Annotated in this window: 19 protein-coding genes; 11 read left to right on the forward strand and 8 right to left on the reverse strand. The window is 39.9% G+C overall.

Annotation, left to right across the window (positions count from 1 at the left end; all coding sequences use genetic code 11):
• Nucleotides 1–4: 4 nt before the first annotated feature.
• The 5 genes from M2273_RS09550 (at nt 5) to M2273_RS09570 (ending at nt 2,614) form a co-directional block, all read left to right on the forward strand.
• Complete coding sequence (locus M2273_RS09550; RefSeq protein WP_429395915.1) at nt 5–337, forward strand: 2Fe-2S iron-sulfur cluster-binding protein; 333 nt, start codon at nt 5–7, stop codon at nt 335–337.
• Nucleotides 338–451: 114 nt separating this feature from the next.
• The gene (gene iscX / locus M2273_RS09555) at nt 452–694 is read left to right on the forward strand and encodes a Fe-S cluster assembly protein IscX (RefSeq protein ID WP_429395918.1); all 243 of its coding nucleotides are present in this window, start codon (nt 452–454) and stop codon (nt 692–694) included.
• Between the two features lie 23 nt (nt 695–717).
• A complete protein-coding gene (locus M2273_RS09560) occupies nt 718–1,239 on the forward strand; it encodes a KdsC family phosphatase (protein WP_429395921.1) in 522 nt (173 codons plus the stop codon).
• 77 nt (nt 1,240–1,316) lie between these two features.
• Nucleotides 1,317–1,889, forward strand: a complete 573-nt coding sequence (locus M2273_RS09565) for a Maf family protein (protein ID WP_429395924.1) — start codon at nt 1,317–1,319, stop codon at nt 1,887–1,889.
• Nucleotides 1,890–1,954: 65 nt separating this feature from the next.
• A complete protein-coding gene (locus M2273_RS09570) occupies nt 1,955–2,614 on the forward strand; it encodes a DUF4136 domain-containing protein (protein ID WP_429395927.1) in 660 nt (219 codons plus the stop codon).
• A gap of 44 nt (nt 2,615–2,658) precedes the next feature.
• On the opposite strand, the gene M2273_RS09575 is transcribed toward M2273_RS09570, so the two are convergent.
• The 4 genes from M2273_RS09575 to M2273_RS09590 all read right to left on the reverse strand — a co-directional run bounded on the left by M2273_RS09575 (nt 2,659) and on the right by M2273_RS09590 (nt 11,921).
• Nucleotides 2,659–2,895 (reverse strand): hypothetical protein, encoded by a 237-nt coding sequence (locus M2273_RS09575; RefSeq protein ID WP_429395930.1) that lies wholly within the window; start codon nt 2,893–2,895, stop codon nt 2,659–2,661.
• Between the two features lie 4 nt (nt 2,896–2,899).
• Nucleotides 2,900–6,550 (reverse strand): T9SS type A sorting domain-containing protein, encoded by a 3,651-nt coding sequence (locus M2273_RS09580; protein WP_429395933.1) that lies wholly within the window; start codon nt 6,548–6,550, stop codon nt 2,900–2,902.
• Nucleotides 6,551–6,906: 356 nt separating this feature from the next.
• The gene (locus M2273_RS09585) at nt 6,907–10,176 is read right to left on the reverse strand and encodes a hypothetical protein (protein WP_429395936.1); all 3,270 of its coding nucleotides are present in this window, start codon (nt 10,174–10,176) and stop codon (nt 6,907–6,909) included.
• Nucleotides 10,177–10,418: 242 nt separating this feature from the next.
• Nucleotides 10,419–11,921 carry an ATP-binding cassette domain-containing protein gene (locus M2273_RS09590; RefSeq protein ID WP_429395939.1) on the reverse strand — a complete coding sequence of 501 codons (1,503 nt, stop codon included), beginning with the start codon at nt 11,919–11,921 and terminating at the stop codon, nt 10,419–10,421.
• A gap of 832 nt (nt 11,922–12,753) precedes the next feature.
• On the opposite strand from M2273_RS09590, the gene M2273_RS09595 reads away from it, so the two are divergent.
• Both M2273_RS09595 and M2273_RS09600 read left to right on the forward strand, forming a co-directional pair.
• Nucleotides 12,754–12,918: a phosphatidate cytidylyltransferase gene (locus tag M2273_RS09595; RefSeq protein ID WP_429395942.1), complete on the forward strand. Its 165-nt coding sequence runs from the start codon at nt 12,754–12,756 to the stop codon at nt 12,916–12,918.
• Between the two features lie 101 nt (nt 12,919–13,019).
• Complete coding sequence (locus M2273_RS09600; protein ID WP_429395945.1) at nt 13,020–13,475, forward strand: PA2169 family four-helix-bundle protein; 456 nt, start codon at nt 13,020–13,022, stop codon at nt 13,473–13,475.
• 71 nt (nt 13,476–13,546) lie between these two features.
• Here M2273_RS09600 and M2273_RS09605 read toward each other — a convergent pair whose 3' ends face one another.
• From M2273_RS09605 to M2273_RS09615, 3 genes are all read right to left on the reverse strand, one after another.
• Nucleotides 13,547–13,990 (reverse strand): hypothetical protein, encoded by a 444-nt coding sequence (locus M2273_RS09605; protein ID WP_429395948.1) that lies wholly within the window; start codon nt 13,988–13,990, stop codon nt 13,547–13,549.
• A gap of 114 nt (nt 13,991–14,104) precedes the next feature.
• Entirely contained in the window at nt 14,105–14,317 is a 213-nt protein-coding gene (locus M2273_RS09610; protein WP_429395951.1) for a hypothetical protein, read from the reverse strand.
• A gap of 179 nt (nt 14,318–14,496) precedes the next feature.
• Nucleotides 14,497–14,715, reverse strand: coding sequence for a hypothetical protein (locus M2273_RS09615; RefSeq protein ID WP_429395954.1), 219 nt, complete (start codon nt 14,713–14,715; stop codon nt 14,497–14,499).
• Nucleotides 14,716–15,060: 345 nt separating this feature from the next.
• Between M2273_RS09615 and M2273_RS09620 the strand changes: the two genes are divergently transcribed.
• A complete protein-coding gene (locus M2273_RS09620) occupies nt 15,061–15,630 on the forward strand; it encodes an RNA polymerase sigma factor (protein WP_429395956.1) in 570 nt (189 codons plus the stop codon).
• Nucleotides 15,631–15,643: 13 nt separating this feature from the next.
• On the forward strand, nt 15,644–16,756 hold the full coding sequence (locus M2273_RS09625) for a trypsin-like peptidase domain-containing protein (protein WP_429395959.1): 1,113 nt from the start codon (nt 15,644–15,646) through the stop codon (nt 16,754–16,756).
• Nucleotides 16,757–16,978: 222 nt separating this feature from the next.
• On the opposite strand, the gene M2273_RS09630 is transcribed toward M2273_RS09625, so the two are convergent.
• A complete protein-coding gene (locus M2273_RS09630) occupies nt 16,979–18,175 on the reverse strand; it encodes an NADH-quinone oxidoreductase subunit D (RefSeq protein ID WP_429396354.1) in 1,197 nt (398 codons plus the stop codon).
• Between the two features lie 153 nt (nt 18,176–18,328).
• Between M2273_RS09630 and M2273_RS09635 the strand changes: the two genes are divergently transcribed.
• Both M2273_RS09635 and M2273_RS09640 read left to right on the forward strand, forming a co-directional pair.
• A complete protein-coding gene (locus tag M2273_RS09635; protein WP_429395962.1) occupies nt 18,329–19,210 on the forward strand; it encodes a glycosyltransferase family 2 protein in 882 nt (293 codons plus the stop codon).
• 11 nt (nt 19,211–19,221) lie between these two features.
• On the forward strand, nt 19,222–19,677 hold the full coding sequence (locus M2273_RS09640) for a DUF1569 domain-containing protein (RefSeq protein WP_429395965.1): 456 nt from the start codon (nt 19,222–19,224) through the stop codon (nt 19,675–19,677).
• The last annotated feature ends 657 nt before the right edge of the window (nt 19,678–20,334 follow it).

The raw sequence follows: 20,334 nt of genomic DNA on the forward strand, positions 1-20,334 counted from the left end.
CTAAATGAACATTTTTAAAGTAAGGATAAATTTCGAGGAAAAAGGGTACGAAACTGTTGAATTACCTATAGCCGAAGGAGAATCTGTATTAGATGTATGCCTGGAAAATGGCATTGAACTACAGCACAATTGCGGCGGTGTATGCGGATGCAGCACCTGCCATGTTTATGTAAATAAAGGGATGGACAACGTTCAGGAAATATCTGATAAAGAAGAAGACTTTATTGACAGGGCTGTAGATCCCCGTATAAACTCGCGCCTGGGTTGCCAGTGTTTAATTATTGATGGCGATATTGAGGTAACACTACCCGATCAGTCACAGTTTTTGGGCCACTAATATGGTTTACGTTTAACATAGTAAGTTATACGTGAATAATTGAGAAAAATAATTGGGATATATAACCGAATAAAGAACGTATTACGTAAACGTATCACGTACAACATACAAAAGATGACAGATAATAAATTTGCCTTACCGATTCATTGGAATGATTACGAAGATATTGCAATTGAACTTTATGAAAAGTTTGGTGATGATTTTGACGAATCAAAAATATACCGTATCCGTTTTACCGAACTGCTGGAATGGGTATTAACATTGCCAAACTTTGAGGGTACCAGAGCCGAATCAAATGAAGGGCACCTGGAGCAAATCCAGTCGGCCTGGGTTTATGAGTGGCGCGATAATCAATAGAGTTAATCTGTGTAATCCAAAATATGGAATCATTTTTACATAAATTAAAAGATATAACCACGTTTATTTTTGATGTGGACGGCGTACTGACTGATGGTTCTGTTTTTGTGACGGATACAGGTGAACAAAGCAGGGCCTTTAATATCAAGGATGGTTATGCCCTGCAACTGGCTGTTAAATGCGGTTACAATGTATGCGCCATATCAGGCAGTAGGTCAAAAAGTGCTATTTACCGTTTAAATAGCCTGGGCATTCAGGACGTTTATATGGGTACGCATACCAAATCGCAGCGGTTTAAGGTATATCTCGAAGAAAAAGCTATTATAGCTACCAACGTTTTATACATGGGCGATGATATCCCCGACCTGGAAACTATGAAACTGGCAGGCTTGCCTGTTTGTCCGGCCGATGCGGTTGAGGAAATTAAAGCGGTAAGTGCCTATGTTTCGCCTTATGGCGGCGGTAAAGGCTGCGCCCGCGATATTATTGAAAAGGTGCTAAAAGTTCAGGATAAGTGGATGAGCGAACAGGCCTATAGCTGGTAACCCCACCCAACCCTCTCCCGAAGGGGAGGGCTTAAAAGAAATATTTATCTTTTGTCAATTATCTTTCGTCAAATAATATGCATTCAGTACCCAAAATTATCCTTGCATCAAAATCACCCCGCCGTCAGGAACTGCTCAGACTGATGGACCTGGAGTTTGAGGTTGTTTTAAAAGAGGTTGATGAATCATACCCTGATGGGTTAACGCCGCAGGAAGTTGCCGTATATATTGCCCGTAAAAAAGCCGAAGCATTTGACCAAACTATAGGGGATGAAGTAGTGCTTACTGCCGATACCATTGTTTGTGTTGATGGCCGGATATTGGGTAAACCAGAAACGCCTGAGCATGCTATCGAAATGCTGCAAACGCTATCAGGCAAGGTACACCAGGTTATTACCGGGGTATGCCTGTTATATAAACACCGGTACAATAACTTTTTTGATGTATCCGAGGTGTTTTTCCGTAAGTTGAGTGATCAGGAGATCAGGAGTTATGTGGCCGAATACAATCCACTTGATAAGGCTGGTTCTTATGGCATTCAGGAGCGTATTGGATTGATAGGCATTGAGCGCATAAGCGGTTCTTATACTAATGTTGTGGGGCTCCCTACAGAAAAGTTATATGCTCAATTAACTAATTTGAATAAATAATTATTTAAATTAAACCTTTGTTTATTTAATAGTCTAACATTTAAATATAAGGGAGTTAATTTATCATGAATAGAACTATTTATATAGGGCTGGTAATATTGCTGGTCTCCGCCCTATCTGCTTGCAGCAGCTATAATTATTATACCGCAGCCCGTAACAAAACCGATCTTTCATCTTACCGTACATTTGCCTGGTTACCGCCCGAAACAAGTAACAAGGCTGGTGGTGTTGTAAAAAAAGAGATTGCCGACGAAAAAGTAAAGGAAGCTGCTATTACCGCATTACAAACCAAGGGCCTGCGATTGCAGGAAAATAACCCCGATCTGCTGGTGAGTTATTCCACCGTAACTGGCAGAGGCATGAAAACTGAATTTTATCCGGCTTATTATGGCGGCTTCGGTTGGGGCGGCTGGGGTGGCTGGGGCTGGGGTTGGGGTGGAGGCTGGGGATACCGTCCGTTTTACGGCTACTATGGTGGCTGGGGTGGCTGGGGATATCCCTACGGCGGATTTGGCGGCGGTTATGCCCGCGTTCCGTATAAAGAAGGTACCCTCATTATTGATATTATTGACCGCAATACCCGCCGTTTAGTATGGCGAGGATTTGGGGTAGGCGAATTGCGTAATCCAAAAAGAACACTCGAAGAGTTACCAAAAGTGGTTGACGGCGTGCTGAAACAGCTGCAATTAAACCAGATAAATCAAATGCAGATCAAAAAAGCGTAAGATATTTAATACCGATAAAAACAATTCAGAGATCCCTTTGAGCCCTAAGCCCGAAGGGATTTTTGTTTGCGCTGTAAATGGAGGGCTGTAAAAATTACCGCAATGATCACTAATACAATTACCCAGGTATCAAGGGGGCAACCGTCGGGCCCCCCGTCATTACCATCACAAAGACCACCACCGGGATCAGTCTGAGCAAAACAATTAGCGGTGATCAGTAAATAAAAACATACACCCAGTAAAAATTTATACTTATTTTTTACAAAGGTTATTACTATCATTTGGTTATTGTTTAAAAAATTTCGCACTTCCAATTCGCTTCCCTGTGGCTTCGTCAATAGCATCTACAATGTAAACCCCTTTAAGCAGGTTGCCAACATCCTGTTGTATCGTATCAGTATTGCTGGCGGTTATGGTTTTAATCATACTGCCTGTTGAGCTCACAATATTAATTTTAACACGGTTACTATATGTTTTGCCAAAGTTAATATTAATATTTTGTGTAGTGCTGGTTGGGTAAACAATAAACTTTAATGGGTTTACGGAATTGAGGTAATCAAAGTTCAGTTTTTTTGAAAATTGTGTATCCCCCGTAACCAGGGTTTGTACCAGGCGGTAAGTAAGCTGCCCGGCGCCAGGCGCCTTGTCTGTAAAGGTATAAACCCCCTCACCAGTTGATAGCAGGCTGTCAATAGCCATAAATGATTTGCCGCCATTGGTACTTTTTTCAACCGCGAATTTGGTGAAATTGCTTTCATTGTCGGTTTTCCAGGTGAGTTGGATGCCTGCTGTAATCTTAGCTCCGTTAAAATCTAATAATTTGTACTCATGTCCCGGAGCTATGCCAATGCTTAAGTAAAAGCGGTTACGTGCGTAACTGGCAGGATTTTGATCCACATTAAAAGTATACTCCGAATTATGCACCACATCTAAGGAGTCATTGGTGTATTGGTCCTTTAAAAAAATGGTGTAACGCTCATCAATATTTTCTTTAACAGGCGAAGTAAGTTTATAGGTACCAAAGGTGCTAAAGGCTATAAAAAGGTTTACTCGTTTTAGTTTCTCCAGGTTTGAGGTATAGTTTGCAAAACAACCTATAGAATCGGTTGTTTGAGAGAAAAAGAAATTTCCCTGGCCTGATGATGCCAAATAGGGGGCATCCTCGCCAGGCACAAATTTACTTTTGGAGTTTTTATCAAAATAGATGTCGGTAGTACTAAAAGTGCTGGTGTCCTGCATCATATCCATCCGTAGCCATGGCATTGTATTAGTATTGTTTTTAGTAGCTGCCACAGCTGATGAAGCAGCTGCCTGCTTAATGAGGCTGCTTCCGTTTGAAGTAACCGCCATAGTACTTAAAACAGCAGGGCCGCCATTTTTAACATTAAAAATGGGTGGTGTAGTATTTGTGTAGGCCGAATACAACGCTTTCATGTCTTCGTTAAAGGTGAAAGATAGAGGTGTAACAGATGGAGCAACAACAAAAAAGCCCTGGCCCGATAAGACAAATTTACTGCCACCGGTGCCAGCTGTATTGGTTAACCCGTTATAAAGTACAAATCTTGTAGAAGAGCTATTGGGGCCTGTAACTGCATTCTTAATCAGTAAATAATAAAAACTTATAGTATTGTTAGCGGTATAAACTTTTGACAGGTCAATAACAGATGCATACGGATTGCCGAGCAAGTTAAATCCTTTTTTTGAAGTAGCTGGGCTCCGATAAGATAAAAAAGTTGGATATGTTGTGCCGCCTATGGGGTATGTAGATGCATCTGTTGAAGTAGTAGCCGGCAAATTGATAATCAGGGGTGTCATTGGGGAGTTTGTAGCAGCGGTACCCTTAATAACCGACCCGAAAAATGTTAATGTGGCATCATCCGCAGCGGGGAAAGGCCTTACAAAGGGTGCCCCGGGAGTAGAATTTAACAGATCACGGCTCCCTCTAAAATAAAGCAATATACCGTTACCCATAGGTATAGCCGCACTGGTGTTGGTGAAAGCTTTATACTCGTTGCCTGCAACCTGGTTGGGATCTGCAGTTGACGGTGCATTTTCATTGTAAACAAAAACAGAAGGGCTATTGCCAGTAGCTGGCGCGCTGTCAAAGCCATTGGTGGAGCCTCCGGGACCGGTAACAATAGTACTTAACTTATTGCCGGCTGCACCGGGTAATATGATTGGTTTTAAACTATAACCGTTAGGTGATGACGCACTGATATTGATAGCCGTGCTGGTTGTATCCGCAACCGGAGATGAAAGCAGCATATACCTACGGGCTCCGCCCTTGATATAACGTTGTACCTCAATTTTGCCGGCAATATTTCCTGCTGTAAGATTGCCGATACTGGCATCGCCTGCTGCGGTGGAAAGCAGGGTTAGGGCAGAGGTATAGGTTGAGGGCGTATTTTCGACTGTAAGTGTACCTGAGTTAATAGCATTTAGCGTATACGTAGGATTAACGAAAAAATTGCTACCTGATTTCATCCGTTTAGTAATGGTGGATGATCCATTTGAAAAGGTTACATTGTTGAATTTTGTACCTGCTGCGGTGTTATCAATTAAAGTTTGCGCTACCGCTCCATCAAAAGTGATAAGGCCGGTACTTGCTGTAAATGTTCCCGTATTGGTGTAATTTTTAGCGATATTTAAAGCACCACTACTCATCTGTAAGGTGCCGCCGGTTGTTACATTGCCATTTAAATCTGTTAAGCCCGATCCTAAAATAAGTGCGCCGCTGTTTGACACATTACCATTTATAGTAATGCGGCCGTTAGCCTGGTTAAATGAACTTGTGGCGTCATTCGTAAAATCAACACCTACTACAACAGCTCCGAAACCTAAATTTACGGTTGATGCGGTATTGGTCCAGTTACCTGCAACTGTTGTAATAGTACCACCAGTGCCGTAATTTGCCGTTGTGTTGGTAATAGATATATTACCGTCTATTTTCAGCGGACCTTTTGTGGTGGTTCCGATTGTAGCAGTGCTGGCACTGGCGCTACTGCCGTTGATATATAAATCATCATAAGTTGCAGAGGTTGTATCGTTGGTTAAGTAGGAGCCTACACCACCACCTCCTCCAAAACCAGGAGTGGACGATGTATAAATCTTAGGATTATTAGCAAGATAATGTACCTCGGCATTTCCACCGTGATCGCCATAAAAATTAATGGAGCCCCGTGGAGAAGAAATTGAACCAACAGGGTCGGCTGCGGAAAGATTCAAAACCGGATTGGTGCTGCTTGTTGCAGGGACATTGGTGCTGTATTTTGCATTTACAGTAAAATATCCAAGGTTTGTGCTGGCAGTAACGTTATTAGGGTTTGTAATAAAAATTTTCCCATTTAAATTCATAGTGCCGGTTTCTAACCTGAAACCGCTGCCATTTACTACGCTGGTACTTATTACAACAGTAACATCGCCACTAACATTCATAGTGCTGACGTGCGAAAAAAGATAATTGTTACCACCTGTCGTGGTAGAATTATCTCCTACCACCATGTTGGTACAATTAATAGTGCCAGTGCCTTCGATGTAATTGTTTCCGGCTATGTTACTGGTGTTTGTGTTCGGGCTTAATTTAATAGTTGTTGCTGTTAATATGCCATTAACGGTAAGCATGTTTGATCTAATAGTAGTTCCCGTGGCGGTAGTAGTGTTTTTAGGTCCGAAAGTGACGCTCGCACATGTTATTGTGGTACCAACAGCTATGATGGGAAATCTGGAAGCAACTGTATAACTTACGTTTACACCAATCCGAACAATGTCAGTGTTCCCCCCTTGACCTGGATATGCTGAGGTTGGTAATCCATTAACAGTCCAATTATCAGGATTGATCCATGAATTAAAATTTGTATAACCACCAGAACAAAAAGTTCCTGTACATGTTCCCGTTCCCGTCCAATCAAATGTAGCAGCAGATAGCCTTTGCTGCATAGATAAAATACATACAACCAACACGAAAATTTTTAATAACCGTGTTTGCAAATTAAGGTGTAGCAAGGTTTTATTAATTAGTGTTTTGTGAGATGACCTTTTTACGTAAAAGTTTCTTGAAAGTTTCTTTTTTTTACCATAAAGACATGATACTGAGTGAACAAAATGAATACGAACAAATTTTATAGCTGATTTTAACGTAAATGGATGATAAGTGTCATGTTTTAAGTGATTTGTATTAAAAAAAGGATGCTCTTCAAATGATCCAAATAGAGAACTATTTCCTATATCGGGAAAGCTATCGGATGTAAATTTGTAGTAGAGCTAATGAAGCAAAATCATAGACTGAAGTTACCTTATTGCTTTAAAAATCTAGCACTTCCAATCCGTTTGCCAGTGGCTTCGTCTATGGCTTCTACAATGTAAAGCCCTTTGATAAGGCTTCCAACATTTTGCTGTACAGTATCAGTATTGCTGGCGGTTATGGTTTTTATCACACTGCCGTTTGAGCTTACTATATTTATTTTAATATTGTTGCTGTATGTTTTCCCCAGCCTGATATGGATATCCTGAGTGGCGTTGCTTGGATATACCATAAACGTTAAAAGCGTGGTAATATCCGAGTAATCAAAGACCAGGTTTTTTGAAAGTTGTGTATCGCCCGTAACCAGGGTTTGTGCCAGGCGGTAAGTAATTTGACCGATTCCTGGCGCAGGATCAATAAAAGTATAGTTCCCGGCGCCGGTTGACTGCAGGCTGTCAATAACCATAAATGATTTACCACCATTGGTGCTTTTTTCAATGGCGAATTTGGTAAAGGTGCTTTCGTTATCCGTTTTCCAGTTGAGTTGTATGCCTTCAGTGATCTTAGTGCCGTTAAAACCCAATAATTTATAATTGTGACCGGGGGCAACCCCAATGCTTAAATAAAAACGGTCATGCGCATAGCTGGCCGCGGTCTTATCTACATTAAAAGAATATTCGGAATTGTGCACAACATCCAAAGAATCATTGGTGTATTTATCCTTTAAAAAGATGGTGTAGCGCTCATCAATGTTTGTTTTAATGGGCGATGTAATTTTATATAAACCATAGTTTGAGAAGGTAACCGTAAGATTTATGCGTTTCAATTTTTCAAGATCGGAAGTATAGTTCACAAAGCAGCCAATGGAATCGGCAGTTAAAGAATAAAGGAGATCTCCCTGACCAGATGCCGCGATATACGGGGCATCTTCGCCGGGTACAAAGCTTGCTTTCGCGTTCTTGTCAAAGCTGATGTCGGCTGTATTCAATATGGCTGTATCCCGCATGAGCTCCAAACGCAACCTCGGCATAGGGTCGGCAGGTACCTGCGAGGATGTAGCAAACACCTGTTGCAAATTGTTTTTGTTAGGGCCAGTTGCTAAAGTTTTAAATGCTAATGGCGGATCATGTATAACATTAAATACCGGGTTGGTTGAGGCGGGACTTTTGTAAGATGAATAAGGTACTTTCATGGTCTCATTAAATACAATGGACGAGCTTGCCGTAGGTGCTACAACAAAAAAACCCTGTCCCGACACCGCGTACCGACTTGCTCCTGCCGGTGGGGTGCCCGCATTGCTGGCATCATAAGTTGCGTACTTTGTAGAATAACTTTGGGGACCCGTACTGATATTTTTAACCAGCATGTAAAAGAACTTGTAATTGTTGCTGTTAGCTGTATAAACAGTATGTAAATCTATAACTGATGGATAAGGATTACCCAGCAGGTTAAAACCTAATTTGGTTGGCGCTAAACTGCTACGGGATAAACTTGTTGAAACGCTAACCGCCGACGAACTGTAATAAGTGGGTGGAGTACCTAAAAAATTAATAATGTTTGCCGTAAAAGAACCGTTGGTGCCCGCGCCTTTATAAACCGACCCTGAAAAATTTAGTGTAGCATTATCAGGGGCTGGAAACGGGCTAATAAATGCAGCAGCGCTTGATACCCCTGTCCGGCTCCCTCTAAAATAAAACTCTACTCCGTTTGCCATGGGTACGGTTTCATTGATGGTATTAAAGCCTTTAAACTCATTGCCTACAACTACGTTTACATTTGCTGTAAGCGGAGAGTTTTCGTCATACACAAAAAACGATGGTGTGTTAAGGGGCGAAGTATCAAACCCATTGCCTGAACCACCCGGGCCAGTAATATAAGTAGTGGCAAATAACGGGAGCAAATTATATGTATTAGCCGATGCATTGGCAACAGGCGATGAAATTAACATGTAACGGCGCGGCCCGATTGAGCCACCACCGCCTATAACATAACGCTGCACATTAATGCTGCCGGTAATGGTTGCTGTAATGGCATTGCTGCTGGCATCTGTACTTAAACTTGCTATACTGGCGTCCCCGGTGGAGTTTGACAATAGGGTAAGGCTGTTGGCTGCACCGGCATCTACAGACATGGTAGCTGTACTGGTTTTTAAAAAGGCTAAGGTGCCTAAAGCAGCAATATCATTTCGGCCGCTTAAGGTAACAGTTGATGCTGATGAAGTAAGGTTATAAAATACTGTACCAACCGGAGAGGCCGGTAAGGATGCGTTAACATAAGCCCCGCCAATAACAGACTGGTTAGTGCCCGTTAATTGAACGGTATTTGTATTGGTAACGAAATCAATCGGCGAGCCGGCTGAATTATTAATGGTATCAGCTACCGTGATCAGGCCTGACTTTGCTTTTTTAATACCGGATCCTGAAAACGTTAAATTTTGGTAAAGTGCAGGAGAGGCATCTAAATATGCAGGTGAATTAACAGTGCTATAAACATTTTGCGGGGTGCCAACTGTACCAGAGGTGTTATTATACTCTATAGTAGCTTCCCCGGTTCCTGTGCTATTGTAAAAATCAACAGAGCCGGCAAGACTTGACGAATTAATTGGGGTAATGCCTGAGAGCTGTAATTTAGCATTCGAACCTGATGGGGGCTCAACAATGAAAGTAGGCGACCCTGCCCCTGCAGGATTAGTTTTAGTTAATATGTAACCATCAATTAAGGTAGTGCCCCCCTGTAATGAAAAAGCTGCATCAATTTTCCCTAAAGTTATGGTTACGATAATCGTAATGGTAATGCTGGTGGTAAAAACGTTTACATTGGTTATAACGTGTAGGTTTTTAATTGTTGATATCAGTTTTAAGGTAGTGTTTGTTAAAATGTTGGTTAAAGCAACAAGTGGGCTATTGGCACCTACTTGTACTGAATTGCAGGTTAGTGCTCCTGAGCCGGCTATTATTGTAGTATAACTTACAAGTATTGTTGGAGATTGAAGAATATTCCCGGTTACTGTCATATTGCCATTTACTGTTAACGTAATTGGACCAAATAATGCAGGCAATAAAGCTCCGAAAGTAATTGATGACAACGATATAGTGCTGCCTGATGGAAAAGTAGGAGAACTAATAAGGGTTTGTGTTAATCCAATTGTTATATCATCACCGGTTACAGGTACACCGGTTGGTAACCAATTTGCACCGGTGTTCCAATCTGTTCCAGAGACAGCAAGGCTACCAACCCAGGCCTTTGTTGCCGCGCCAGCCTCCTGCACCTGCAAACAAAGTAACACCAGGAATAATATCGAATAACGTAATAAGATTTTCATAAAACACAGGGTAAATACCGCAGAAATTCTTACGAGCTATTAAACTTGATAAGTAATTTACAGCTTATTACGTGTGTTTTTGTATAAGGGTAATAGGGTTTAAAGCAATGAACAAAATGAACGAATAAGCCGTATTCAGACGAAAAATCTTATCCTATTTTATAAATTACAAATTAATTATAAGGAAATATTGGAGGCTTGATCACGGGGTTGTCGTGCAAATATTTCCCGTACCATCTCGGTTAATTGACTACTTTTCCTTTATCCAGGCGTAACACCTTGTCAACACTATTTGGTATTTCGTGCTGGTAGTGGGTTACATAAATAAGGGTAACATTGCTTAGGCTGCAAATGGTATCAATCAGGTTTTTAAAATGGAGTTGCTGATGATCGTCCATGCCCTGGCAGGGTTCGTCAAAAATAAGCAAAGAAGGGTTTTTTATAAGCGCCCTGGCCAGCAGGCATAAGCGTTGGGCGCTGGCTGGTATGTTTTTAAGCAGGGTGCGTGCATACTGGTCAATTTCAAGTGCTTTCATCCAGCGCAAGGCAACCCCGGCCCGCTCTTTATTGCTGAGCCTGAACAGCCCCAGCGTATCGTAATAACCTGATTCAATTACCTGCAAGCAACTGTTATCGGTGGGGAAGTATTGGTGCAGCTCGGGCGATACAAAGCCTATTTTCTTTTTTATATCCCATATGCTTTCGCCAGTGCCGCGTTTTTTGTCAAACAAAATAATATTGTTGGCATAGGCCTGCGGGTTATCGCCATTAATTAAACTTAATAAGGTTGATTTACCCGCGCCATTAGGGCCAAGTAACGCCCATCTGTCGCCTGTTTTTAGCTCCCAGTTTACATCGTCAAGTATAACTTTATCACCATATTGAATATGTACCTTATCCATTTTTACTATCCAGTTGTAAGCAACAGGGTTTTTGCCAATGTTTAATAAGTTGCTCAGCTCTTCAGTATCAATACTGTCGGTAGTATCAGGTTCAAACTGCCCGGCGTTAAACTCAGCTTTGGCTATTTGATGAACAACTGCGCCGTTTTCTAAAACAGCTACATGGGTAATGGCATCAGGTATTTCATGTACCGGAGTTGCCATGATCAGGCTGATACCTGATGCTGTGATCTGTTCAATTATACCATTAAATTCCTGCCTGGTTTTTACATCAAGGCCGGTCAATGGGTTATCTAATAACAGTAATATTGGGTTTTTAAGCAGGGCAGCAGCCAGCATCAAACGCTTGGTTTCGCCATTTGATAGTTTTATCAATTGTTTATCACGTAAACCAAGCAGGTTTAATAGCGACAGGGTTTTATCAAATGTCCAATAGGTGCCTGGGCGCGGCACACTTTTAATTGATAGTAAATAATCATTAACGGTTAAAGCATCCTCAGAATCTGAGGAGTTATAGCGTTGCTGGTAATAAAAATCGGTAGTGTTTGAAAGATTCCTGAAATGGTGCCTGGGTTCAACAAGAGCAATCAACTTGTTATTAAGGTTAATGCTCTTGTTCAACTGAGCATTTGAAAGCTCATCTCCCAAATGGTAGGAGACCGTGCCACCTGTTATATTAAATCGCCCTGCAATGGTTTGCAGCAAGGCGCTTTTGCCAGATCCGCTTTGACCTATTAATGCCCAGTTCTCGCCTTTATTTATTTTGAACGTAAGATCTTTGAACAAGGTATTAGTCAAAAACCTTACAGTTGCATTATTTATAGAAAAAAGTATATTAAACATAGCCTATCAGTAGCCGGTAAAAATACTTATCTCCCAGAAAAAGCCTATACTTTTAAATAATATTTTGTTGACTTAATGACGGGCTCAGAACTTAAGCGGTCTTTTTAAATGTTTGGTTATGATTTAAATTAGCGTTGTTTTTATTTAACCTGTTCCAGGCGTCAATGTTAACAATCTCCTCCTTCACAAAGTTTTTACAGCCTTTGTTAGGACAGGTAACAATCCAATATTTTCTTTGTTGCTCAATATGTGGCCGCGCGCCACATTTAATGCATTTTTCACAATAAATGTTTGGTTGTATTTCTAAAATCATATTTTAAGGTGTAATGTATTAAAAAGTAGATAACGCAAATTTAGACAATTAATTTCGTTAGAAATGAAAATTTAGTAAAAACATGCATTATAAGTATGTACTAATTTTATATTTTAATGTATTTAGATCGTTGTAATTGTTTTAATTTATGGATGCTAACATTTAATAGTAACAATTGTTTTTGTGTCCCTGCAGAAAAAATCGCTACTTATTAGAACAAGCTTTTTTAAATATTTATCGCATCAATTGTCCTGTTTTTTAGTCACCTGATGATTCGGCTATGACATCTGTTATTAGGTTAATTAAACTGATGCCCATTCCAGATATCCAACCCACAATTTTGCATTACCTGAATTATTTACCAGCATTAATCATTCCGATTAATTTATAATAAAGCTGCGGTAGCGGTTTTTTTGAAATAGTTGTAACAGAGCCTTGATAGTGTTTTTTAAAAAGAGGTCTGATTATTGTATTTGAGCTTCAGTATCAAAACATTAGTTACCAATTTTAAACATCACTATGAAAAATGCACATTTATTATTGATTGTAATGGCTATGATGGTCATAAGCGGTTGTTCTGTAATTGAGGGGATATTTAAAGCGGGCGCTGTGGTAGGTGTTATTGCAGTTATTGTTGTTATACTGGTTGTACTTTGGCTGTTCTCCTTGTTTAGGGGTAAGTAATACGTTTGTGTAATTTTAATTGATAAATAAGATAATTATTATATTTTTAATTAAACATTTTAACTTATTGTCTGTTTATGATATATAAAAATCTTATAATTATGGAAAACACACAAGCAACCACCGAAGTATTAAATGATCTTATAAAGATCAACAACGACCGCATTGAAGGGTATGAACGCGCCACAAAAGACCTAAAAGATGGAGAGACGGATCTTAAATCGCTTTTTACTACATTGATTGGCGATAGTCACAGGTATAAATTAGAACTGGGAACCGAAATTGAAGTTTTAGGAAAGGACATGGAAACCGGAACAACAACCAGTGGTAAAATACATCGTGCCTGGCTTGATGTTAAAGCGGCTTTTACTGCCCATGATACGCATGATATACTTGAAGAATGCGAGTTTGGCGAAGATGCTATATTAAAAGCTTATAAAGAGGCCCTGGAAGAAGAATATGTGCCTGCTTATTTACGCCAGTTGATCACCAGACAGCAAAGCGAACTGCTTGATGCGCATGACGAAATAAAAGCATTGCGCGATGGAGTACATTAAATTAAAGATTTCAGTAAAAAAAGGGACAGCCATGCGGTTGTCCCTTTTTTTATTGATGGCGATTTTATAATTTAATTTTCTGGGGATATGTTTATTGATTCAACCTGCCAGCTATTTTTTTCAGACCAGTCGCCTCCGGTGTATCGCATACCAATAACCCAGTCTGATCTTATCATTTTACCGCTTGCATTTATGGCCTTTACCGATGATCGTATCTGGTAGCTGTTTGTAGCGGTATCAATAACTGGTTTAAAACTGTTATTAGGAAACGCCGCTGTGGCAGGTTGTTTTAAGTGATCTTTTACAAACTCTCTGGCTATGTTAAAAGCCTCCTGTGCTGTAGGTTTGCGGTTAAGATGTACAATGCTATTCTTATTGATACCCAAAACTACAATGATAAAGGTAACCGCTAACGCAATAGTAAAAAGCGTAACTGTTTTGATGCGCGGATGGCGACGCCAGCCTATTTCTTTGCGCTCGGTATTGCTTAACATCTTCCATTCAGAATATCTCATATCGTATTGCTTATCACATTAAGCAATACAAACCTCAAATTGTTTGGCTGGTAAAATAATGGCAAAAAAAAACGTCCCGGAAAACCAGGACGTTTTTTTTACTAAAAAGTAAGATTATTTTTTAGTAGTGTCTTTTGCTGCAGAGTCAACTTTAGCTGAATCTACCGCTGCGCCCATTTTAGAAGCAGTATCCATTTTAGCTGAATCCATTTTAGCAGAGTCCATCTTAGCTGAATCAGCAGCTGAAGATGAAGAAGAACCTTTACAAGCTGCAAATGAAGTAGCGATAGCTAAGGCTAATAAGCCAAGTTTGAATGAATTTTTCATGTTTAATTTTTAATAAGTGATTTAATAGTTTTCATATTAATACCATAAACAATAAAAGGTAACCCATAACTTTTAAAAAAAAATTACAGATTACCTTTTATAAATTAATGAATAACTAAAAAATCAATAAAAAGTGATTGAAATTTATATCCCTACCGCCTTTTTATGATAATGAGTAATTATTTCTTAGTTGTATCTTTTGCAACTGAATCAACAGCAGCAGCGCCAGTTTTAGCAGCAGAATCAACTGTAGCAGCTGAATCAGTTTTAGCAGAATCAACTTTAGCTGAATCAGCTTTAGTTGAATCAGCAGCTGAAGATGAACCAGAACCTTTACAAGCTGCGAAAGAAACAGCGATAGCTAATGCTAATAAACCAGTTTTGAATGAATTTTTCATGTTGTGAATTTTTTTAATTTTAAATGTTTTGTGATCGTTTTCACATCTTAATACACCTAATCCAAAAAGGTAACCCAAGAAATTTTAAAAAAAAAGTAATTTCTATGGGGTTTGTAGTTTTTATAACTAACAGAGATATTTTTGCGGCCCCTTTTTTTGTTGCAGATTTGCACCCTGCTCAAAACATGTGCTTACCTTGTTCAATTTGCAGTATTAAAAAACGAATTGATAATTATGATGTATAATTGTTATGGCAACCAACCGGCAGGCTGATGCTAATAATTTGTTTTCGATAAAATATTTTTTTAAATAATGGGTTACAATTTCGCATAAACAGTATTAAGAGTGAATAAAGAGTTAAAAGCTTCGGCACCAACAGATAGCGAGATAGTTCTTGGTATACTTAATAACTCGGAAATAGTATTAAAAAGGTTATACACTACCTATTTTCCGATGATATTACAGTTAATTATCAATAACAATGGGAATGAGGATGATGCCAAGGATATATACCAGGAAGCCATCATAGTTCTTTATAATAAGATCAAATCGGGCGAATTTGAATTAAGCAGTAAACTCAAAACTTACATTTATTCGGTTTGCCGGAGGCTTTGGCTCAAAAGGCTTAGCCAAATGAACAGGTACGGAGGCGATATCAGGGATTTTGAAGAATATCTGCCTGTTGATGATGAAGTTGATAATCATAATGAACGGGATACACAGTTTAATAAAATGGAAAATGCACTCCAGCTATTAGGCGAACCCTGTAAAACCATTATGGAAGATTTTTATATACATAACAGATCAATGCAGGACATCTGTGAACGTTTTGGTTATACCAATGCTGATAATGCCAAAACACAAAAATATAAATGCCTGCAAAGGCTGAAGAAGTTGTTTTTTCAGCAGAAATAAGGAGTGAAACGAGATGAGTGATAACCAACTTACAGAATTAATTGAACGGTACCTTGATGGCAGCATGACCGCAGAGGAGCGTACCCAATTTGAATTGCTCCGCAAAAATGACGCGACTGTTGAAAGCCGGGTAACCGAGCACAAACAGTTCATGGGTTTGCTGAAGCAATATGGCGAGCGATTGGAATTGCAGAAACGTTTGGATGCCATACATGACGAAATTGATGTTCATGCTTTAAAGGAAGAGGTAACTATCCATCCGGTATGGGTTGTGCGTATGTGGCGCCATCACCATTCAAAAATATCGGTTGCAGCTTCTATTGCCATATTCGCTATTTTAAGCACCCTGTTTTTTACAGGTAAGCTTAATAATCATGATTCGCGCTTTGTTGAGTTACGGGATGAAGTGAGCAGGCTTAAAATTTCAAATGATCAGCTTAAACAAACTGTTAATACAAGGCTGATAAATGGCGCTAAAACTACCAAGCCAAAGCCAGTTAATCCGGGTAATTTCAGGGGAACAGGTTTTGCCCTTTCATCAAACGGTTATATTGTTACCAATTATCATGTAGTGAACGGTGCCGACTCCATATATGTACAAAACGCTGCAGGAGAATCATTTCATAGTAAGGTAATATATACCGAACCGCAGAATGATATAGCTATACTGGAAATTAATGACCCGGGTTTTAAAAACTTAGGAACGGTACCTTATAACTTCAAAAAGTCATCTACAGATCTTGGCGAAAATGTTTTCACCTTCGGCTATCCGGGAGGGGAAGTGGTTTTTGGGCCTGGTTCATTAACATCAGCCACCGGTTACCAGGGAGATACTACAGAATACCAGGTATCAATACCAGTTAATCCGGGCAACAGCGGTGGTCCTTTGCTTGATGACAAGGGGAATATTATTGGGATAATTAATGGTAAGCAAACCCGCGTTGCAGGTGCAGCATTTGCAGTAAAGTCTGCCTATTTATTAAAGGCTATACAAAATATTCCATCAGATTCGTTAAGCAAGTCGTTAATCTTAAATAACAGGAATACGCTGGCAGGCTTAAGCCGTCCGCAACAATTAAAGAAACTTAAAAACTATATTTTCATGGTTAAAGTTTATAATCAATAATTTGCCCAACCAATAAAAATTAATAATTAAAAGGAGGTGCCGTAACGGTGTCTCCTTTTTTGTTTTAATAGTTTTCACGCGTCATTGCGAGGTACGAAGCAATCTCTACACAGGCAGGTCGGTTATGCAAGTTCATTACTTAGCAATTTTGCTCTGTATAGCATAGAGATTGCTTCGTACCTCGCAATGACGGTTTTAGGTAATGGGTTAAAATTAGGCCCTCTACCTATCCACCTCACCCAAAACAAAATCAATAGACCCTACAATAGCTATCAAGTCAGCTATCAGTACGCCTTTTGAAATCTCAGGTAATACAGACAAATTATTAAAGCTTGGTCCGCGTGCTTTTACACGTACCGGGATCTCTGATTTACCATCGGCCACAAAATAAAAACCCAGCTCGCCTTTGGCACCTTCGCATCTTACATAATAATCCTGTGCCTTAGGTATGGTTTTACGTGGCATTTTGGCACGCGGGTCAAAATCAGGGGTGCGTTTCAGCTCGTTTTGCAGGCGGTCAAGGCATTGGTCAACTATTCTTAATGATTGTTCTATTTCATCAACACGTACCTTATAGCGGTCCCAGCAGTCGCCCACAGCGCCCATGAGGCCCTGGCCAACAGGAATCTCAAAATCAAGCTCAGGATAGGCTGAGTAATTATCAATACGTCGCAAATCCCATTTAAGGCCGGATGCCCGCAGCATTGGGCCCGAGCAGCCGTAATTAATAGCTACATCAAGTGGCAATATACCTACATTGGCTGTGCGCGATATAAATACCTGGTTATCGGTAAGCAGTTGGTTAAGTTCAACCATTTTGGGTTTAAAGTACTCCACAAAATCGCAGCAGCGTTCCTCAAAACCAACCGGCAGGTCATAAAACAAACCACCAACCCATATATAATTATACAACATGCGCGAGCCCGAGGCCCACTCCAACATGCCCATAATATGTTCCCGATCTCTAAAACACCATAAAAATGGCGTAAAGGCGCCAATATCAATGCCATATGTACCAATAGCTATCAGGTGTGAGGCAATACGGTTAAGCTCACAAACCAGTACGCGGATGTATTCGATGCGTTTGGGGATATCTTTGTCAATACCCATCATGCGCTCAACGCCCATTACAAAAGCGTGGCTGTTGTTCATGGATGCCAGGTAGTCCATCCTGTCGGTAAAAGGGATAGTTTGCTGGTAGGTTAATGATTCGGCGTGTTTTTCAAAACAACGGTGCAGGTAACCAATATGCGGAATAACTTCCTTTACAATTTCGCCATCGGTTATCAGCTCCAAACGCAAAACCCCATGTGTTGAAGGATGCTGTGGGCCCATATTAAGCACCATATCTTCCACACTGGCATCAGCTATTTTTTTATTATAGTTAAGGAGTGCTTCTTCGTATTTTGGATTTGTGATCACCAATGTTGTGTTGTTTTGTAGGTATCAAAAATCAACATTTTTTTCGTTTTTAGGAAAACTAAGTATCATCTCCATGAAGAACAGAGAAAGATCTAAAATATCAGGTAACCCGTATCAAAATTTACCCCATGTTTAAATACCTTTGACTTAATGAAAGTATCCGGATTTACATTTATCAGAAACGCGGTTAAAAACGACTATCCTATTGTTGAAGCTATAACCTCCATTTTACCACTTTGTGACGAATTTATAGTGGTGGCCGGTAATTCAGACGATGGTACACGTGGGCTTATTGAAGCTATCGATTCGCCTAAAATAAAAATCATTGATTCTGTTTGGGATAATTCATTACGGGATGGTGGTAGTGTTTTCGCGGTGGAAACGGATAAAGCCTTCGCGGCAATTGCACCTGATAGTGACTGGGCATTTTATATCCAGGGCGATGAAGCGGTGCATGAAAAGTATCATCCCCTTATTAAAAAAGAAATGGAATATGCATTGGGCAAACCAAATATTGAAGGCCTGCTGTTTAAATACCTGCATTTTTATGGTTCGTATGATTATTACGGCGATTCGAGACGGTGGTACAGGCGCGAGATCCGTTTGCTTAAAAACATTAAAGGCATAAAAGCCTATCGCGATGCACAGGGTTTCAGGTTAGATAACCGCAAGATAAAGGTAAAACTTATTGACGCATACATATACCATTATGGCTGGGCCAAGCCACCCCAGGGGTTGAGCAATAAGGTGCGCAACTTTAATAAATTTTATCATGATGATGAATGGGTTGCTCAAAACATACCTGAAACTTACGAGTTTGATTACAGCAATGCCGATAGACTGATCCGCTTTACCGGCACCCATCCGGCACCCATGCAAAAACGCATTGCCGCCACTAATTGGAACATTGATTTTAGCACCAAGCAGCTCCGCAAAAGCATGACCTTTCGTCGTAAATTCCTCCAAAAAGTAGAAGATATTAGCGGCTGGCGAATTGGAGAATACAAGAATTATGAGATCGTAGAACGGTAATACCCCTTAAGATGAAGCAATCAGTTGATATTACTAACCGGGAAGAGCTACGCAAATTACTGCTGTTGCTTGATCCCCAAACCGTACCGCTTTGGGGAAAAATGAAACCACAGCAAATGGTTGAACATTTGGTTGATCAGGTTGAATGGACCAATGGTAAAAAAATACCTACCTGTGACCGGCCTGCCGATGAGGCCTATCGAAGCAAACAGGTAATGATTTACACCGATGCTGAGATCTCAAAGAATGTGTTTTTAGAAAACCTTCCCGAGAGTTATAAATATGCTGATATAGAAACAGCTATCGATCAGCTGATGAAAGAACTCGACGCCTTTGACCAATATTTTAAAGAACCCGGTACCACAGCTATTCATGGTGGATTTGGCCCCATGAATTATAAAGAATGGCTTATATGGCACGGAAAACATTTTGCGCATCATTTTAAACAATTTGGATTGATAAAATAACAGTACGCGTCATCTCGAACAAGGAGAGATCTTGTACGCGAAACAGATCAACTGTACAAGATTTCTCCTTGTTCGAGATGACAGGAGTATCAATCTGAATTAATAATTTTGCCAACCGGACCTATCGCTAAATGAGAAAAATCAAAAATCAGAAACCATTTATTTATTACGAAGACCTATGCTATAGTTACAATTGGTGTTTCACTAACGTATATTTTAGCCAATTCTGAAGCAAAACAGCTAACGATTATTATGTATATAGTTTTGACACAATTATTATTGTATTTTTTCCTATATACATCATTAAGAAATTTCAGGTCATATTTAATTTGGTGTGGTTTTGGTTTAATCCATGTAGTTCTTTATTTGATTTTTAAAGATAATCCTGAATTACAAATGAAAAAAGGAAATCCTTCGACGGGATTAGTTAATACCTTTGTATTACTGTTATTATTTCAATTGCTAAGATATATAAGCCGAAAGATTCAACATCGGGAATTTGTTGCACCAGCAAAAGGTGGTGGCCCTGACCTGTTTGAAAACAAGAAGGTAACCTTCACTGACTTCGTTATCTTTGTAATTTATATGGGGTCGTGGTTTGGGCTTACCATACTTACTTTATCACGTTAAATGACGTTCATGTCATGTCACCCGAGC

It is taken from the genome of Mucilaginibacter lappiensis, from assembly GCF_050433765.1.
In the GTDB taxonomy this organism is placed as follows: Bacteria; Bacteroidota; Bacteroidia; order Sphingobacteriales; family Sphingobacteriaceae; genus Mucilaginibacter; species Mucilaginibacter lappiensis_A.

Excerpts from the sequence above, each read along its gene's own strand:
- M2273_RS09550 (WP_429395915.1), top strand. The coding sequence starts at position 5 with ATGAACATTTTTAAAGTAAGGATAAATTTCGAGGAAAAAGGGTACGAA.
- iscX (WP_429395918.1), top strand. The coding sequence starts at position 452 with ATGACAGATAATAAATTTGCCTTACCGATTCATTGGAATGATTACGAA.
- M2273_RS09560 (WP_429395921.1), top strand. The coding sequence starts at position 718 with ATGGAATCATTTTTACATAAATTAAAAGATATAACCACGTTTATTTTT.
- M2273_RS09565 (WP_429395924.1), top strand. The coding sequence starts at position 1,317 with ATGCATTCAGTACCCAAAATTATCCTTGCATCAAAATCACCCCGCCGT.
- M2273_RS09570 (WP_429395927.1), top strand. The coding sequence starts at position 1,955 with ATGAATAGAACTATTTATATAGGGCTGGTAATATTGCTGGTCTCCGCC.
- M2273_RS09575 (WP_429395930.1), bottom strand. The coding sequence starts at position 2,895 with ATGATAGTAATAACCTTTGTAAAAAATAAGTATAAATTTTTACTGGGT.
- M2273_RS09580 (WP_429395933.1), bottom strand. The coding sequence starts at position 6,550 with ATGCAGCAAAGGCTATCTGCTGCTACATTTGATTGGACGGGAACGGGA.
- M2273_RS09585 (WP_429395936.1), bottom strand. The coding sequence starts at position 10,176 with ATGAAAATCTTATTACGTTATTCGATATTATTCCTGGTGTTACTTTGT.
- M2273_RS09590 (WP_429395939.1), bottom strand. The coding sequence starts at position 11,921 with ATGTTTAATATACTTTTTTCTATAAATAATGCAACTGTAAGGTTTTTG.
- M2273_RS09595 (WP_429395942.1), top strand. The coding sequence starts at position 12,754 with ATGAAAAATGCACATTTATTATTGATTGTAATGGCTATGATGGTCATA.
- M2273_RS09600 (WP_429395945.1), top strand. The coding sequence starts at position 13,020 with ATGGAAAACACACAAGCAACCACCGAAGTATTAAATGATCTTATAAAG.
- M2273_RS09605 (WP_429395948.1), bottom strand. The coding sequence starts at position 13,990 with ATGAGATATTCTGAATGGAAGATGTTAAGCAATACCGAGCGCAAAGAA.
- M2273_RS09610 (WP_429395951.1), bottom strand. The coding sequence starts at position 14,317 with ATGAAAAATTCATTCAAACTTGGCTTATTAGCCTTAGCTATCGCTACT.
- M2273_RS09615 (WP_429395954.1), bottom strand. The coding sequence starts at position 14,715 with ATGAAAAATTCATTCAAAACTGGTTTATTAGCATTAGCTATCGCTGTT.
- M2273_RS09625 (WP_429395959.1), top strand. The coding sequence starts at position 15,644 with ATGAGTGATAACCAACTTACAGAATTAATTGAACGGTACCTTGATGGC.
- M2273_RS09635 (WP_429395962.1), top strand. The coding sequence starts at position 18,329 with ATGAAAGTATCCGGATTTACATTTATCAGAAACGCGGTTAAAAACGAC.
- M2273_RS09640 (WP_429395965.1), top strand. The coding sequence starts at position 19,222 with ATGAAGCAATCAGTTGATATTACTAACCGGGAAGAGCTACGCAAATTA.